The following is a 15,734-nucleotide window of genomic DNA, read 5'->3' on the forward strand; positions in this document are numbered from 1 at the left end:
CCAGTCGCGCGGGATCCTTGTAGCCGGGCTCAGGCATAGCCGGAATTTACAAAAACCCGTGCACCCTGCACGGGTTTTTTTATGCCAACGCAGGATGCACGTCACCGAACTTAGGAAGAGGGAAGTCACATGTCAGATCGGGTCATCATATTCGACACCACCCTGCGCGATGGTGAGCAGGCTCTGGCGGCCAGCTTGACGGTCAAGGAGAAGCTGCAGATCGCCCAGGCGCTGGAGCGGCTCGGTGTCGACGTCATGGAGGTGGGGTTCCCGGTCTCCTCTCCCGGCGACTTTCAATCGGTGCAGACCATCGCCCGCCACATCAAGCAGAGCCGGGTCTGTGCCCTTGCCCGCGCCCTGCCCAAGGACATCGACGCCGCCGGCGAAGCCCTGCGGGTCGCCGAAGCCTTTCGCATCCACACCTTCATCTCCACCTCCTCCATTCACGTCGAGAGCAAGCTGAAGAAGAGCTTCGAAGACGTGCTGGAGATGGGGGTCAGCGCCATCAAGCATGCCCGCCGCTACACCGACGACGTGGAGTTCTCCTGCGAGGATGCGGGCCGCACCCCGATAGACAACCTGTGCCGCATGGTGGAGGCCGCCATCAAGGCCGGTGCCCGCACCATCAATATTCCGGATACCGTCGGCTACACGGTACCGACCGAGTTCTCCGGCATCATCCAGACCCTGTTCAACCGGGTATCCAACATCGATCAGGCCATCATCTCGGTACACTGCCACGACGATCTGGGCCTCTCGGTGGCCAACTCCATCGGCGCCGTGCAGATGGGGGCCCGCCAGATCGAGTGCACCATCAACGGCATCGGCGAGCGGGCGGGCAACTGCTCGCTGGAAGAGGTGGCGATGATCCTGAAGACCCGCGCCGACCTGCTCGGGGTGCACACCAACATCCGCCACAGCGAAATTCATCGCACCAGCGCCCTGGTCAGCCAGCTCTGCAACATGCCGGTGCAGCCCAACAAGGCCATCGTCGGAGCCAACGCCTTCTCCCACAGCTCCGGCATCCATCAGGATGGCGTGCTCAAGGCGAAAAACACCTACGAAATCATCACCCCGGAGAGCATCGGCCTCACCCAGAACAACCTCAACATGACTTCCCGCTCCGGCCGCCACGTCATCAAGCACCGGATGGAGTCCATGGGCTACGCCGAGAGCAGTTACGACCTCGACGATCTCTACGGCAAGTTCCTCACCCTGGCCGACAAGAAGGGGCAGGTGTTCGATTACGATCTGGAGGCGCTCGCCTTCTTCAGCCAGATCCACGAAGAGCCGGAGCACTTCAAGCTGGAGTACCTCGGCGTGCAGAGCGGCAGCTCGGTGATGGCCACCGCCTCGGTGAAATTGAAGGTGGGCCAGGAGATCGTCAGCGAAGCCGCCACCGGCAACGGCCCGGTGGATGCGGTCTACCAGTGCATCAACCGCATCACCGGCTACGAGATCAGCATCGACAAGTACGAACTCAAGGGCAAGGGGGAAGGCAAGAACGCCCTCGGCCAGGTCGACATAGTCGCACAGTACAAGGGCCGCAAATTCCATGGCATGGGCCTGGCCACCGACATCATAGAGTCTTCCGCCCAGGCGTTGATCCACGTGATCAACAGCATCTGGCGCGCCGAGCAGGTGGCCGAACAGATGGAACGCAACGTCGCAAAAACAGACAAGATCAATACGGAGAGCGTGTGAGTATGAGCAGTTATCGGATCGCAGTATTGCCGGGTGACGGCATTGGCCCGGAAGTGATGGCCGAGGCCGTCAAGGTGCTGGAAAAAGTGCAGGCCAAATTCGGTTTCGCCCTCGACTACGAGCGCCATGACGTGGGCGGCATCGCCATCGACAACCACGGTACCCCGCTGCCCCAGAGCACCATTGCAGGCTGCGAGGCGGCCGATGCGGTTCTGTTCGGCTCGGTGGGCGGCCCCAAGTGGGAGCACCTGCCACCCAACGATCAGCCGGAGCGCGGCGCCCTGCTGCCCCTGCGCGCCCACTTCAAGCTGTTCTGCAACCTGCGTCCGGCCCGCATCTACACCGGCCTCGAGCAGTTCTCCCCGCTGCGTGCCGACATCTCGGATCGCGGTTTTGACATCGCCTGCGTGCGCGAGCTGACCGGTGGCATCTACTTCGGTCAGCCCAAGGGGCGTGAAGGGGAAGGCCCCACCGAGAAGGCATTCGACACCGAGGTGTACCATCGCTTCGAGATCGAGCGCATCGCCAAGATAGCCTTCGAGTCGGCCCGGGTGCGCAAGGCCAAGGTCACCTCCATCGACAAGGCCAACGTGCTCGCCTCCTCCATTCTGTGGCGCGAGGTAGTGACCGAAGTCGCCAAGTCCTATCCGGACGTGGCGCTCAATCACATGTACATCGACAACGCCACCATGCAGCTCATCAAGGATCCGTCCCAGTTCGACGTGCTGCTCTGTTCCAACCTGTTCGGTGACATCCTCTCCGACGAGTGCGCCATGATCACCGGCTCCATGGGGCTGCTCCCCTCCGCCAGCCTCAACGAGTCAGGCTTCGGTCTGTTCGAGCCGGCCGGTGGCTCGGCGCCGGATATCGCCGGCAAGGGCATTGCGAACCCCATCGCCCAGATCCTCTCCGCCGCCCTGATGCTGCGCTACAGCCTGGGCCAGGAAGCCGCCGCCCAGGCCATCGAGCAGGCCGTGGCCCAGACCCTGGCCGAGGGTTACTTCACCGCCGACCTGCATCAGGCCAGCGCCCGTCACCCGGTGCAGAGCACGGCTGAGATGGGCAGCCAGATCGCCGCGCGCATCTGACCCCACGGCATCGATAACAAGGAAACCGAGCAATGGCCAAGACCCTCTATCAGAAAGTATTCGACGCCCACGTGGTCCGGGAAGTGGAAGGGGAAACCCCCCTCATCTACATCGACCGCCACCTGGTGCATGAAGTGACCAGCCCGCAGGCATTCGACGGCCTGCGCGCCATGAACCGCCAGCTGCGCCGCCCGGATCTGACCTGGGCCACCATGGATCACAACGTCTCCACCACCACCAAGGACATCGCCGCCTCCGGCGAGATGGCCCGCATCCAGATGGAGACGCTGGCAGCCAACTGCAAGGAGTTCGGGGTCCGTCTGTATGACCTGAACCACCAATACCAGGGTATCGTCCACGTGATGGGCCCCGAGCTTGGCATCACATTGCCCGGCACCACCATCGTCTGCGGCGATTCCCACACCGCCACCCACGGCGCCTTCGGGTCGCTGGCGTTTGGCATCGGCACATCCGAAGTGGAACACGTGATGGCCACCCAGACCCTGAAACAGGGCCGCGCCAAGACCATGCGCATTTCGGTCAACGGCAAACTGGCCGCAGGCATCAGCGCCAAAGACGTGGTGCTGGCCATCATAGGCCGGGTCGGCCATGCCGGCGGTACCGGCTATGTGGTGGAGTTCGCTGGCGAAGCCATCGAAGGGCTCACCATGGAAGGACGCATGACGGTGTGCAACATGGCCATCGAGCTCGGCGCCAAGGCCGGCATGATCGCCCCCGACCAGACCACCATCGACTACATCCGTGGCAAGGAGTTCGCCCCCAAGGGCGAGGCGCTGGAACAGGCCATCGCCTACTGGCAGAGCCTCAAGAGCGATGCCGATGCCAGGTTTGATGCCGAAGTGGTGCTCGACGCAGCCGGCATCGCCCCGCAGGTCACCTGGGGCACCAACCCGGGTCAGGTGATCGCCGTCAATGAACCCATTCCGGCGCCGGAATCCTTCAGCGACCTGATGGAGCAGCAGTCCGCCCGCAAGGCGCTCGCCTACATGGACCTGCAGCCGGGCCAGAAGCTCTCCGACGTCGCCATCGACAAGGTGTTCATCGGTTCGTGCACCAACAGCCGCATCGAGGATCTGCGCGCCGCCGCCGCCATCGCCCGCGGTCGCAAGGTGGCCGCAGGCGTGCAGGCCCTGGTGGTGCCGGGCTCCGAGCAGGTGAAAGCCCAGGCCGAAGCCGAGGGTCTGGACAAGATCTTCATCGAGGCTGGCTTTGAGTGGCGCCTGCCCGGCTGCTCCATGTGCCTGGCCATGAACAACGACCGGCTGCAACCGGGGGAGCGCTGCGCCTCCACCAGCAACCGCAACTTCGAAGGGCGTCAGGGCCGCGCCGGCCGCACCCATCTGGTGAGCCCGGCCATGGCTGCCGCCGCCGCCGTCACCGGCCACTTCGCCGACATTCGCGCACTGTAAGAGGAAACAGCGATGACAGGATTCAAACAGCATAAAGGGATCGTCGTCCCCCTCGACAGCGCCAACGTCGACACCGACGCCATCATTCCCAAGCAGTTTCTGCAGAAGGTCAACCGCATCGGTTTTGGCAAGCACCTGTTCCACGACTGGCGCTTCCTGGACGATGCCGGTCAACAGCCCAACCCCGAGTTCGTGCTCAATCAGCCGCAGTTCGCCGGTGCCAGCATCCTGCTGGCCCGCGAGAACTTCGGCTGCGGCTCGAGCCGTGAGCACGCCCCCTGGGCGCTGGCGGACTACGGCTTCAAGACCATCATTGCCCCGAGCTTTGCCGACATCTTCTACGGCAACGCCATCAACAACGGCATGGTGCCGGTGCGCCTGAAGGAGGAGGAGGTCGAGGCCCTGTTCCAGCTGGTTGCCGCCCAGCCGGGCATCCAGATCGAGGTGGATCTGGAGGCCAATCAGGTGCGCGCAGGTAGCCTTAGCTTCGGCTTCGAGATCGACGAGTTCCGCCGCTACTGCCTGCTCAACGGGCTGGACGCCATCGGCCTGACCCTGCAGCACGAGGCCACCATCAGCGCCTTCGAGGCGAAACAGCCGAGCTGGATTTGACCCATCAGGTGCCATAAAACGAGTAGAATCAACAGGGAGCCGAGGCTCCCTGTTTTATTGTCAGGCCAGGCTACACGCATGGCCGGCCACTTCTGTATGCCCGATGGGACACTCGAATGAAGATGACGATCGCCTTCCCCCTGCTCTGCGGCCTCTGGCTGGCGCTGCCGGTCTGCGCTGGACAGACCTATTTCAACAGCAGCGGTGGGCAGCTCAACGTCGGCTGGCAGGACAAGGACGGCAAGGCGCAGCAGCTCACCTATCGGCTGGAAGCGGGCAAGCTGCCACCGCTCATCGCCTATCGGCCGGCCCGCATGCAGGAGGACGTGCTGCAGAGCCTGCTGCAACAGGGGATGACCGAATTCCCTACCGTGCAGTTTTCCCTCTCTCGCCCCCAGATGGAGCTCAAGATCAAGGGACGCCAGCCTGAGCAGGTCAACAAGGCCATGAGCTGGCTCACCCAGCAACGGGACAAGCTGGAAGCCGAGTGGCTCAAGCAGCACTATTTCCAGCCCTTCACCGCCCCCGACGGCGGCGCCGCCATCAAGCAGGACCATGTGCGCATCGCGCTGGAGAGCCGCAGCGAACTGGCGCCGCTGGCCGAGCAGCTCAAGCAGCAGGGCAGCACCGAGACCGAAGCCCGCCAGAAGACGGTGGCGCATATACTCGACTTCGTGCAGTCCATCCCCTATCAGCTGCTCGACAGCCAGTCGGGACGCCAGGGGAAGGGCTTTTTAAGCCCGCGCCAGGTGCTGGAGCAGAACCAGGGCGACTGCGACAGCAAGGTGACCCTGATGGCCGCCATGCTGGCCCAGCTTTTTCCCGAATTGAAACAGGCCATGGTGTTCGTGCCGGGTCATGCCCTGCTGGGAGTAGCGCTGCCAGCCAAGCCGGGTGAGGCCACCCTGAACCGGGAAGGGGAAACCTATCTGCTGATGGAGCCCACCGGCCCGGCCCAGCTGGCGATGGGCCAGCTGGCACCAACCAGCAAGACCCTCATCGACAGCAAGCAGCTGAGCGTGCAGCCGGTTCGCGCGGACAAGTAGTGCTGCTCGCCGGAGTTGTCGTAAACATGAGGGAGCATGCCAGAATGAAATCGACCAGCGCGGGGCTGGTCGATGCATGACGAAGGGTGTTACGGCCGGTCAGGCGAGGGCCTGGAACTCGATGGCCAGCAGCAGTCCATCCTCTTCTTCCAGCACCCGGATGATGCGGGCCTGCGCCTCGAAGGGGGGCAGCAGGTTGTTGTTGGTGGCCAGGCTCACCCGGATGGGTTGGCTCACATCGAGCTGATGCTCGGCGACGGCGATCCCCATGCCGTTGGCGCTGAGATCCCGGCAGACCCCTTCCAGTACCTGCTGTTGCTGAAAGATGGTGACGGGGGCATTGATTATCATGCGCTGGAAGGCGCGTCTTTCCTTGGTGCTGGTGATCACGCGAACATCCTCTGTTGTCTGACGCCGTCTCGCTGGCCCGCAGGAACAATTGTGCTGGCCTCCCCCCAAGAACGTTAATACAATGCGGTTCGTTTCTCAAACGGGGTGCGGTTTACCGCTGAGATTATACCCGTGAACCTGATCCAGATAATGCTGGCGGAGGAATTTGAGGCATGGCGCTCATTTTTTGCGCCCTCATCCGCTGGCACCTCATTGCTAAGGGAGTGCCGCTAATGAAAACCCTGCTGCTGGTCGCCACCAGCCTGCTCAGTGCCCAGGCCTTCGCGGCCGACACCCTCACCGTCTACACCTACAACTCCTTCACCGCCGAGTGGGGACCCGGTCCCAAGATCAAGCAGGCCTTCGAGAAGGAGTGCGGCTGCACCCTCAAACTGGTGCCGCTTGAAGATGGTGTGGCCATCCTCAACCGGCTGCGGCTGGAAGGCAAACACAGCAAGGCCGATCTGGTGCTGGGGCTGGACGATGCGCTCGTCAGCGAAGCCAAACAGAGCGGCCTGTTTGCCCCCCACGGCAGCAAGCTGGACGGGGTCAAGGTGCCGGGCGGCTGGCAGGACGATACTTTCGTCCCCTACGACTACGGCTACTTCGCCTTCGTCTACGACCAGAGCAAGCTCAAGAACCCGCCCAAGAGCCTGAAAGAGCTGGTAGAGCGCCCGGACCTCAAGGTGATCTATCAGGATCCGCGCACTTCCACCCCGGGTCAGGGGTTGATGCTGTGGATGAAGTCGGTTTACGGGGATGAAGCGCCTGCCGCCTGGGCGCAGCTGGCCAAGAAGACGGTCACCGTCACCAAGGGCTGGTCCGAGGCCTACGGCATGTTCCTCGACGGCGAGGCGGACATGGTGCTCTCCTACACGACCTCCCCCGCTTACCACCTGATTGCCGAGAACAAACCGCAGTATCAGGCTGCGGCGTTTGAGGAGGGTCACTACCGCCAGGTGGAAGTGGCCGCCAAGCTCAGCAGCGCCACCCAGGGCAAGCTGGCGGATAAGTTCCTGCAGTTCATGACAAGCCCCGCGTTCCAGAACGAGATGGCGACCGGCAACTGGATGTACCCGGTGATCGACACGCCGCTGCCCAAGGGCTTCGAGCAGATGATCACCGTAGCTAAGCCGCTCGCCTTCAGCAGCGATGAGGTGGCCGCCAACCGTAAGAACTGGATCCGCGAGTGGCTGCAAGCCGTCACCCAGTGAGCCGTATCTTCGCCAGAGCGCAGGCTCGCCCCCTCTGGTGGCTGCCGGGCAGTGCCGCCACCCTGATCATCCTGCTGCTCTCCCTGGGGCCGCTGGCGGCCCTGTTGTGGCAGGCCGGGTCGCTGGCGCCCCGTACCCTGCTGGCCGACCCCTACCTGCGCCACGTGCTGGGCTTCAGCCTCTGGCAGGCGCTGCTCTCCACCCTGCTCAGTCTCGGGCTGGCCATTCCGGTGGCCCGCGCGCTGGCGCGGCGCCGTTTCATCGGTCGCCGCCTGCTGCTCAAACTGTTCGGCCTCTCGCTGGTATTGCCGGTCATCATCGCCATCTTCGGCATCGTCGCGGTACACGGCAAGCAGGGCTGGTTGCCACAGCTGCTGCACGGGCTGGGGCTCGCCCCCGGCAATTACCTTTATGGCCTGCTCGGCATCCTGCTGGCCCACGTCTTCTTCAACATGCCGTTGGCGGCGCGTCTGTTGCTGCAGAGCATAGAGAGCATTCCCGAGTCTTCCTGGCGCCTCGCCAGCCAGCTCGGCATGCGCTCCTCCCATATTTTCCGGCTGCTGGAGTGGCCGCTGATCCGGGCCCAGCTGCCAGGTCTGGCCAGCCTCATCTTCATGCTCTGCTTCACCAGCTTCACCACAGTGCTGGCGCTCGGGGGCGGCCCCAAATCCACCACCCTGGAGGTGGCCGTCTATCAAGCGCTGCGCTTTGACTTCGATCTCGCCACCGCCGGCGGGCTGGCGCTGGTGCAGTTGCTCCTCACCGCGGGTCTGCTGATGCTGCAACACAAGCTGCAGACCAGCCCGACCAGCCGGATCAGCGCCCGGCGTCCCTGTCTGCGCCCGGACCGCCATCAGCCGGGAACCGGTCTGGTGGACGTCCTCGCCCTCGGGATCGGGCTGGCCGTGTTCCTGCCCCCCTTGCTGGCGATCGTGGTAGCCGGCCTCAACCCCGGCCTGCCGGGCGCGCTGACCTCAAGCAAGTTGTGGCTGGCCAGCGGCCAGTCGCTGCTGATCGCGCTGGCGGCAGGCAGCCTGGCCACTCTGCTCGGCAGCGCGCTGCTGCTCACCAGCCGTCACCTGCGCGTGCGGGATCGCAAGCGGCGGGCCGCCGCCCTGTGGGAGGCCAGCGGCTCGGTCATCCTGATGATCCCGGCAGTGGTGCTCTCCACCGGCCTGTTCATCCTGTTCATGCCGTTCGCCGACGTGTTCGCCCTCGGCCCCTGGCTGGTGGTGCTGGTCAACGCCCTGATGGCGCTGCCCTATGTGCTGCGCACCCTCTCCGCCCCCATGCAATTGGTGGTGCGCCAGTACGACCGGCTGGCCGACAGTCTGGGAGTACGCGGTCTGCATCGCCTGCGGCTGGTGGAGTGGCCCCTGCTGCGCCGCCCGCTGGCCCAGGCGGCCGCGCTCTCGATGATCCTGTCACTGGGAGATCTCGGCGCCATCGCCATGTTCGGCAGCCAGGAGCTCACCACCCTGCCCTGGCTGCTCTATCAGCAGCTCGGCAGCTACCGGTTGACCGAGGCGGCCGCCACCGCCCTGCTGTTGCTGATCCTCTGTTTCTCCCTGTTCTGGCTGATTGAACGTGGCCTGGGAGGCAAGCATGCCGAACATTGAAGCGCACGCCCCAACCGTTTATTCGGCCGCTCCGGCCGGTCGAGCAGCCCCTTGGAGAAGAGAACATGCTGAATATTGATCAGCTGGTCACCAGCTACCCGGACTGGCGCGTCAGCTTCAGCGCCACCCTGCCCAAGGGGGAGATCACCGCGCTCATCGGCCCGAGTGGTGCAGGCAAGTCGACCCTGCTCGGCATGATCGCCGGTTTCGTGCCGGTAGAGTCCGGTACCCTCGACTTCGATGGCGAGGATCTGCTGCCGCTGGGCCCAGCCGCGCGGCCGGTCACCACCCTGTTTCAGGATCACAACCTGTTCCTGCATCTGTCAGTGTTCGACAACATCGCCATCGGTCTGCACCCCGGTCTGCGCCTGAATGCAACCCAACGGGCTCAGGTGAAAGATGCCGCAAACCGGGTCGGCCTCGGCGAGATGCTCACCCGACTGCCGGAACAGCTCTCCGGCGGCCAGCAACAGAGGGTCGGGCTGGCCCGCGCCCTGGTGCGGGGCAAGCCGCTGCTGCTGCTGGATGAACCCTTCTCGGCGCTCGATCCCGCCCTGCGCCGGGAGATGCTGGCGGAAGTGGCGAGGCTTGCCTGCGAGCAGGGTATTACCGTGCTGATGGTGTCTCACAACCCGGAGGATGCCCAGCTCATTGCCGATCAAGTGTTGTTCGTGGATGAGGGGCGCATCGCCCTGCAGGGTACGCCGGACATCCTGCACAACTGCGATCACCCCGGGCTGCTGCGCTACCTTGGCCGCGCGCTAGCGCCATAGTAGATGGCTAAAAACTGATGGTATCCCCCTGTCATTGCCGGAGGATGCCCAGCTGATTGCGCCGATCAGGTGTTGTTCGTGGATGAGGGGCGCATCGCCCTGCAGGGCACGCCGGATATCCTGCACAACAGCGATCATCCCGGGCTGCTGCGCTACCTTGGACAATGATCCAAGGACACTGAACTGGTGGCGGGATCAAAAAAGGGAAGCCAAGTGGCTTCCCTTTTTCATATGAAGATAGTCAGTCAAATCAGAGGTTTTCCTCGGCGAAGGAGGCAAGCTTGCTGCGCACCACCCCGTTCAGGAAGATGTTGGCACTGCCGTCGAAGTCCTTGAAACGCTCGACGATGTAGGTCAGACCCGAGGTCACCGGGCTCAGGTAGTTGGAGTCGATCTGGGCCAGGTTGCCGGAGCAGACGATCTTGGTGCCCTCGCCGCAGCGGGTGATGATGGTCTTGATCTGGGACGCGGTCAGGTTCTGGCACTCGTCCAGCAGCACGAAGGTGTTCTGGATGCTGCGCCCACGCATGAAGTTGACCGATTTGAACTGGATGTTGGCCTTCTCCATGATGTAGCTGAGGGACCCGCTCATGTTCTCGTCCTGCTTGTGCAGCACCTCCAGGGTGTCGGTCACCGCCGCCAGCCAGGGCATCATTTTCTCTTCTTCGGTGCCAGGCAGGAAGCCGATGCTCTCGGCGATTTCCGGGGTATTTCGGGTGACGATCACCTTCTCGTAGATCCCCTTCTCGATCACCAGCTCCAGCGCGGCGGCCATGGCCAGCAGGGTCTTGCCGCAGCCAGCCGGGCCGGTCAGGATCACCAGATCGATGTGCGGATCGAGCAGCGCATCGAGCGCCATCCCCTGATAGACGTTCTTGGGATGAACCCCCCACGCCTTGCGGGACATCAGCCGTTCGCGCCCCAGATCCTTGATGCGGATCTTCTGGCTGTCGTGGCTGAGCACCCGGGCGGCGAAGAAGTTCTCTTCATCGATCAGGTACTGGTTGACGTGAATGCCCTCCAGCAGGTTGGCATCGATGACGTGGACGGTATCGCGGCCATGGGTCTCGCTGTCGCACTCGCCGACCCGCTCCCAGAAGCTGCCGGGCACCACCTGAAAACCCTTGGCCAGCAGGCGGATGTCGTCGATCAGCTGGTCGCTGCGGTAATCCTCGACGTGGGCCAGCCCGGCGCCCTTGGCCTTGAGCCGCATGTTGATGTCTTTGGTGACCAGCACCACCTGACGTTTCAACTCGTGCTTTTGCAGGTAGAGGGCCGCGTTGATGATGCGGTTGTCGGCCTCCTTGTCGGTGAACACCTCGGCATCCTGCGGCAGATGATGGTCACTGAAGATGGAGATGTGACCGCTCGCTTCACCGGCCAGCGCTACCCCTTGCGCAATCTGTTCCGGCGTTGCATCGCGAAATACATCCTCCAGCGCCCGGATGGCCACTCGTGCATCGCGGCTGACGTCCTTGTGGCGATCCTTGATGTTGTCGAGCTCTTCCAGCACCGTCATGGGGATGAGCACATCGTGCTCTTTGAAGGAATAGATGGCGAGGGGTTCGTGAAGCAGAACGTTGGTATCCAGGATAAACAGCTTTCGGTCCGTGTTGTCCATAAGCATCCTCCTTGGCACTGAAGGTGCCACGTGTGTGAATCTCAGATGTCATTGAAACCACACGGCCGTGACAGTTTTATTACCCCCAACGCTACGCCCGATTTTACTATCGCGCAACAAATCGCGTGTGCCGTCGATGCGTTCGAACAGAAAAGCAGCAATGAAAAAGGCCGGCACCAAGGCCGGCCTGTTGTCTGCGCTCAATCACTCAACCGCACTTGGAATCGCCGCAGTTGAGGCAGGTCATGCAGCCATCCTTTTGCACCAGCGCCTTGCTGTGGCACTTGTAGCAAAGCGCCGCACCAGGCGGGAAACCGCTCCCGGCCTGTTGCCGGGCTTGCAGCTCGGCCTGCTTGTCGGCCAGGAACGCCTGCTGGTGTTCATCCAGCCCGGCCACCTTGAGCATGCCGATCTCGGTGAGATGGGTTTCGATCACGTTGCCAATTTCGGCGATAAGCGAGGGTACGTACTTGCCCTTGTTCCAGTAGCCGCCCTTGGGATCGAACACCGAGCGCAGCTCCTCCACCAGAAAGGTGACGTCCCCCCCCTTGCGAAACACCGCCGAGATGATGCGGGTCAGCGCCACTATCCACTGGTAGTGCTCCAGGCTCTTGGAGTTGATGAAGATCTCGAACGGACGGCGAGTCTCGTGCACCGTCCCCTCGTTGAGAATGATGTCGTTGATGGTGATGAACAGCGAGTGCTCGGAGACATGCTCCGGCGTCTTCAGCTTGTAGGTGGTGCCCATCAACCGCTCCGGCCGCAACACCGTTTCGTGCATGTGAACCACGTCATCCTGCACAGAGGGTTGCTGCGGTTCATCCCGGGTTTTCACCTGGTAGGCGACGATTTTCCTGTCGATTTTCTTGACCATGCGCTCGTCCTCAGAATTTACCGTAATAGCCTTCTTTCAAGGCATCATAGAGGTTGGCAGCGGTATGCATCTCGCCATCGTATTCGATCTCTTCGTTCCCTTTCGCCGTGACGACCGAGCCATCCTCCAGGGTGAACTCGTAGAGGGTGTTCTCCAGATCCTGCTCCTTCACCAGCACCCCCTGGAAGGCTGCCGGGTTGAAGCGGAAGGTGGTGCAACCCTTGAGCCCCGAATCCGACGCATAGAGGTAGATGTCCTTGAACTGCTCGAACGGAAAATCGGTCGGCACGTTGGCCGTCTTGGAGATGGAGGAGTCGATCCAGCGCTGGGCCGCCGCCTGAATGTCCACGTGCTGGGCCGGGCTGATGTCGTCGGCGGTGATGAAGTAATCCGGCAACTGGGTCGCCTCATCCTCGGCATAGGGCATGGCAGCCGGATTGACCAGCTCGCGGTAGGCCAGCAGCTCATAGGAGTAGACATCAACACTCTCCTTGCTCTTCTTGCCCGGCTTGATGACGTTGCGACTGTAGTGATGGGCAAAGCTCGGCTCGATGCCGTTGCTGGCGTTGTTGGCCAGCGATAGCGAAATGGTGCCGGTCGGTGCAATGCTGCTGTGGTGGGTGAAACGCCCCCCCACCTCGGCCAGCTCGGCAACCAGGGCGGGATCCACCTCGGCCACCTGCTGCATGTAGCGGCTGTAACGGGCGTGCAGCACCTTGCCCTTCACCTTGTCACCAAGCTTGATACCGTCTGCCGCCATCTCGGGGCGCAGCCGCAGCAGCTTGCCGGTCACCTCGAACTCCTGATCCATGATGGGGGCCGGACCCTTCTCCTTCGCCAAGGCCAGGGACTCGCGCCAGCCGGTCATGGCCAGCTCCTGAGATACCTGCTCGGTAAAGGCGACGGCGGCGGCAGAGCCGTATCTTATCCGCAGCATGGTGAGGGCCGAGCCGAGGCCGAGGAAGCCCATGCCATGACGGCGTTTGCTGATAATTTCTTCGCGCTGCTTGGCAAGCGGCAGCTGGTTGATCTCCACCACGTTGTCCAGCATGCGGGTGAAGATGGCCACCACCTTGCGAAAGACGGACCAGTCGAAGGCGGCCTGTTCGGTGAAAGGATCGCGCACGAACCGGGTCAGGTTGACCGAGCCCAGCAGGCAGGCGCCATAGGGGGGCAGAGGCTGCTCACCACAGGGGTTGGTGGCGCGGATCTCCTCGCAGAACCAGTTGTTGTTCATCTGGTTGACCTTGTCGATCAGGATGAAACCGGGCTCCGCATAGTCATAGGTGGAGGTCATGATGACGTTCCACAGCTTGCGTGCGGGGAGCGTCTTGTAACGCTTGCAGGCAACCAGCCCCAACTCGTTGATGACCACCCCTTCCTTGTTCGGCCAATCGGCCCAGATCACCTGCTCGGGGTCATCCAGCACGATGCCGTCCTGCTCCACCTCCTTGGCGGTGTAGGGGAAGATCAGCGTCCAGGGGGCATCCTCTTTTACCGCCTTGACGAACTCCTCGGTGATGAGCAGGGAGAGGTTGAACTGGCGCAGCCGCCCATCTTCCCGCTTGGCCTGAATGAACTCGACAACATCGGGATGACGGATATCCATGGTGCCCATCTGGGCGCCACGACGACCACCGGCGGACGAGACGGTGAAACACATCTTGTCGTAGATATCCATGAAGGAGAGCGGGCCCGAGGTATAGGCCCCGGCACCGGAGACAAAAGCCCCGCGCGGGCGCAAGGTTGAAAAGTCATAGCCGATGCCACAACCGGCTTTCAGGGTCAGTCCCGCTTCGTGCACCTTGCCGAGAATGTCGTCCATTGAATCCTCGATGGTACCGGAGACGGTGCAGTTGATGGTCGAGGTCGCCGGCTTGTGCTCGAAGGCTCCCGCATTGGACGTGATGCGTCCCGCCGGGATGGCGCCGTTGCGCAGCGCCCACAGGAAGGGCTCATACCAGGCGTCTGGCTGCGACTCCTGGCCAGCCAGGGCAAGGGCGACCCGCTGGTAGGTTTCATCAATCGTGCCATCAATGGGGACGCCATCCTTGCTCTTGAGACGATACTTGCTATCCCAGATCTCGAAGGAAATCTCCTGCAGGGGGATCAGGCGAGAGGTGCTCTCACTCTCCTGCACCGGGTTGGATTTAGCCATGTTCAATCAACCTCATGTGAATGGAACAACGTCACGACAGTAGCAATAAACACAACCAATAGCGAACCAACAAAATAAAAAACACTATATGTAGTATTTTTAATGACGAGACATCCTGTCCCATCCTAAAAAAACGCCCCGGCCAGCAGTGTGCTGGGCCGGGGCATTGACCGATTCATCGCCCGGGAAACGTGCTTCCCGGTCCAGATCAGGGTTTCTTGACGTACACGGTCGGGGTATCGCCCGCCATGTTCAGATAGAACTCATAGACGCCATCCGCATCCGGCGAGAACTTCATGTCTTCATACTTGGAGCAGGGGTTGACCGGCACGGCTTCACCACCCAGCACGGCAACACCGTCACTCGGGCTCTTGTAGCCGAAGTTGGTGCCACAGCTCCAGCCTGAGTCGGCGAACTTGAACTTGTAGGGAGCCCACTCTTTCTTGAGCGTTCCCTTGGCCATGTAGAGTTTGTCGGCTACCTTGACCACCTTGCTCGCGTCGGTTGCCATCCAGTCGTTCATCTCCCCTCGCAGGTAGATGGACTTGCCACCGAAATCGCTGTTGTCCGCAGCCGCTTGCTCTGCGCCACCGTGAGATGCACAACCGCCTAATACCAGGGTTCCCGCCGCCAGCATCATCGTTACTGTTCTTTTGAACATGTGTCCATTCCTCAGATTATTGTGATTCCTTGGCCCATCGAACGTAGGCAGACGAATTAAAGCAGAGCGGGCATCACAAGAAAGGTAGAGGCATCACATTCTGTGCTTTTTCTGTTCAGCAATTGAATTGATGGACAAATATCAGCCAGACAAGAAGCAGACCATATAGGAAACGGGGTCAGGAAAGATGATCTTGAACGATCAGATAAACGGGGTTCAAAGAGGAAAAGGTTGAATTTCAGGCAATAAAAAACCCCGCTCATCTGAGCGGGGTTTCTCGTGTTGGGTGCCTGGCAGTGTCCTACTCTCGCATGGCGAATGCCACACTACCATCGGCGCTACCGCGTTTCACTTCTGAGTTCGGCATGGGTTCAGGTGGTTCCACGGCGCTATGGCCGCCAGGCAAATTCTTCAATCTAAGAAAGCTGATTTTGTTGTTCGTTCTCGGTATCTGCTACAAGCCTTAGAACACTTCTTGGGTGTTGTATGGTTAAGCCTCACGGGTAATTAGTATGGGTTAGCTCAACACGTCGCCGCGCTTACA

Annotated in this window: 13 protein-coding genes, 1 rRNA gene, 1 pseudogene and 1 riboswitch; of the genes and pseudogenes, 9 read left to right on the forward strand and 6 right to left on the reverse strand. The window is 61.8% G+C overall.

Going from position 1 to position 15,734, the window contains the following annotated elements; all coding sequences use genetic code 11:
- The first annotated feature begins 129 nt into the window (after positions 1–129).
- The 5 genes from leuA (at position 130) to OKC44_RS04505 (ending at position 5,880) form a co-directional block, all read left to right on the forward strand.
- Positions 130–1,704 carry a 2-isopropylmalate synthase gene (gene leuA, locus OKC44_RS04485; RefSeq protein WP_270811274.1) on the forward strand — a complete coding sequence of 525 codons (1,575 nt, stop codon included), beginning with the start codon at positions 130–132 and terminating at the stop codon, positions 1,702–1,704.
- Between the two features lie 2 nt (positions 1,705–1,706).
- Positions 1,707–2,792, forward strand: a complete 1,086-nt coding sequence (gene leuB / locus OKC44_RS04490) for a 3-isopropylmalate dehydrogenase (protein ID WP_043125041.1) — start codon at positions 1,707–1,709, stop codon at positions 2,790–2,792.
- Positions 2,793–2,824: 32 nt separating this feature from the next.
- Complete coding sequence (gene leuC / locus OKC44_RS04495; protein WP_270811276.1) at positions 2,825–4,222, forward strand: 3-isopropylmalate dehydratase large subunit; 1,398 nt, start codon at positions 2,825–2,827, stop codon at positions 4,220–4,222.
- 12 nt (positions 4,223–4,234) lie between these two features.
- Positions 4,235–4,834, forward strand: coding sequence for a 3-isopropylmalate dehydratase small subunit (gene leuD, locus OKC44_RS04500; RefSeq protein WP_270811278.1), 600 nt, complete (start codon positions 4,235–4,237; stop codon positions 4,832–4,834).
- A 116-nt stretch (positions 4,835–4,950) separates the two neighbouring features.
- On the forward strand, positions 4,951–5,880 hold the full coding sequence (locus OKC44_RS04505) for a transglutaminase domain-containing protein (protein WP_270811281.1): 930 nt from the start codon (positions 4,951–4,953) through the stop codon (positions 5,878–5,880).
- Between the two features lie 99 nt (positions 5,881–5,979).
- Here the strand turns inward: OKC44_RS04505 and OKC44_RS04510 are convergent, their stop codons facing one another.
- A complete protein-coding gene (locus OKC44_RS04510; RefSeq protein ID WP_017410271.1) occupies positions 5,980–6,270 on the reverse strand; it encodes a PilZ domain-containing protein in 291 nt (96 codons plus the stop codon).
- Positions 6,271–6,361: 91 nt separating this feature from the next.
- Positions 6,362–6,452: riboswitch (TPP riboswitch) on the forward strand.
- A gap of 51 nt (positions 6,453–6,503) precedes the next feature.
- On the opposite strand from OKC44_RS04510, the gene thiB reads away from it, so the two are divergent.
- From thiB to OKC44_RS04530, 4 genes and pseudogenes are all read left to right on the forward strand, one after another.
- Positions 6,504–7,484, forward strand: coding sequence for a thiamine ABC transporter substrate binding subunit (gene thiB, locus OKC44_RS04515; RefSeq protein ID WP_270811315.1), 981 nt, complete (start codon positions 6,504–6,506; stop codon positions 7,482–7,484).
- Positions 7,481–9,103: a thiamine/thiamine pyrophosphate ABC transporter permease gene (gene thiP, locus OKC44_RS04520; protein ID WP_270811317.1), complete on the forward strand. Its 1,623-nt coding sequence runs from the start codon at positions 7,481–7,483 to the stop codon at positions 9,101–9,103. The genes thiB and thiP overlap by 4 nt, the downstream gene beginning before the upstream one ends.
- A 65-nt stretch (positions 9,104–9,168) precedes the next feature.
- The gene (gene thiQ / locus OKC44_RS04525) at positions 9,169–9,876 is read left to right on the forward strand and encodes a thiamine ABC transporter ATP-binding protein (RefSeq protein WP_270811282.1); all 708 of its coding nucleotides are present in this window, start codon (positions 9,169–9,171) and stop codon (positions 9,874–9,876) included.
- Positions 9,877–9,913: 37 nt separating this feature from the next.
- A pseudogene (locus OKC44_RS04530) lies at positions 9,914–10,044 on the forward strand (thiamine ABC transporter ATP-binding protein); the annotation flags it as partial.
- Positions 10,045–10,126: 82 nt separating this feature from the next.
- Here OKC44_RS04530 and OKC44_RS04535 read toward each other — a convergent pair.
- From OKC44_RS04535 to rrf, 5 genes are all read right to left on the reverse strand, one after another.
- On the reverse strand, positions 10,127–11,497 hold the full coding sequence (locus OKC44_RS04535; RefSeq protein WP_011704812.1) for a PhoH family protein: 1,371 nt from the start codon (positions 11,495–11,497) through the stop codon (positions 10,127–10,129).
- Between the two features lie 208 nt (positions 11,498–11,705).
- Positions 11,706–12,371: a TSCPD domain-containing protein gene (locus tag OKC44_RS04540; RefSeq protein ID WP_270811284.1), complete on the reverse strand. Its 666-nt coding sequence runs from the start codon at positions 12,369–12,371 to the stop codon at positions 11,706–11,708.
- Positions 12,372–12,381: 10 nt separating this feature from the next.
- A complete protein-coding gene (locus OKC44_RS04545; RefSeq protein ID WP_270811285.1) occupies positions 12,382–14,529 on the reverse strand; it encodes an adenosylcobalamin-dependent ribonucleoside-diphosphate reductase in 2,148 nt (715 codons plus the stop codon).
- Positions 14,530–14,737: 208 nt separating this feature from the next.
- Positions 14,738–15,190 (reverse strand): pullulanase, encoded by a 453-nt coding sequence (locus tag OKC44_RS04550; protein WP_011704809.1) that lies wholly within the window; start codon positions 15,188–15,190, stop codon positions 14,738–14,740.
- Between the two features lie 288 nt (positions 15,191–15,478).
- Positions 15,479–15,593 (reverse strand): 5S ribosomal RNA (gene rrf, locus OKC44_RS04555).
- Between the last annotated feature and the right edge of the window lie 141 nt (positions 15,594–15,734).

Origin of the sequence: Aeromonas sp. S41-2 (assembly GCF_027705845.1) — a bacterium.
Classification (GTDB): domain Bacteria; phylum Pseudomonadota; class Gammaproteobacteria; order Enterobacterales; family Aeromonadaceae; genus Aeromonas; species Aeromonas hydrophila.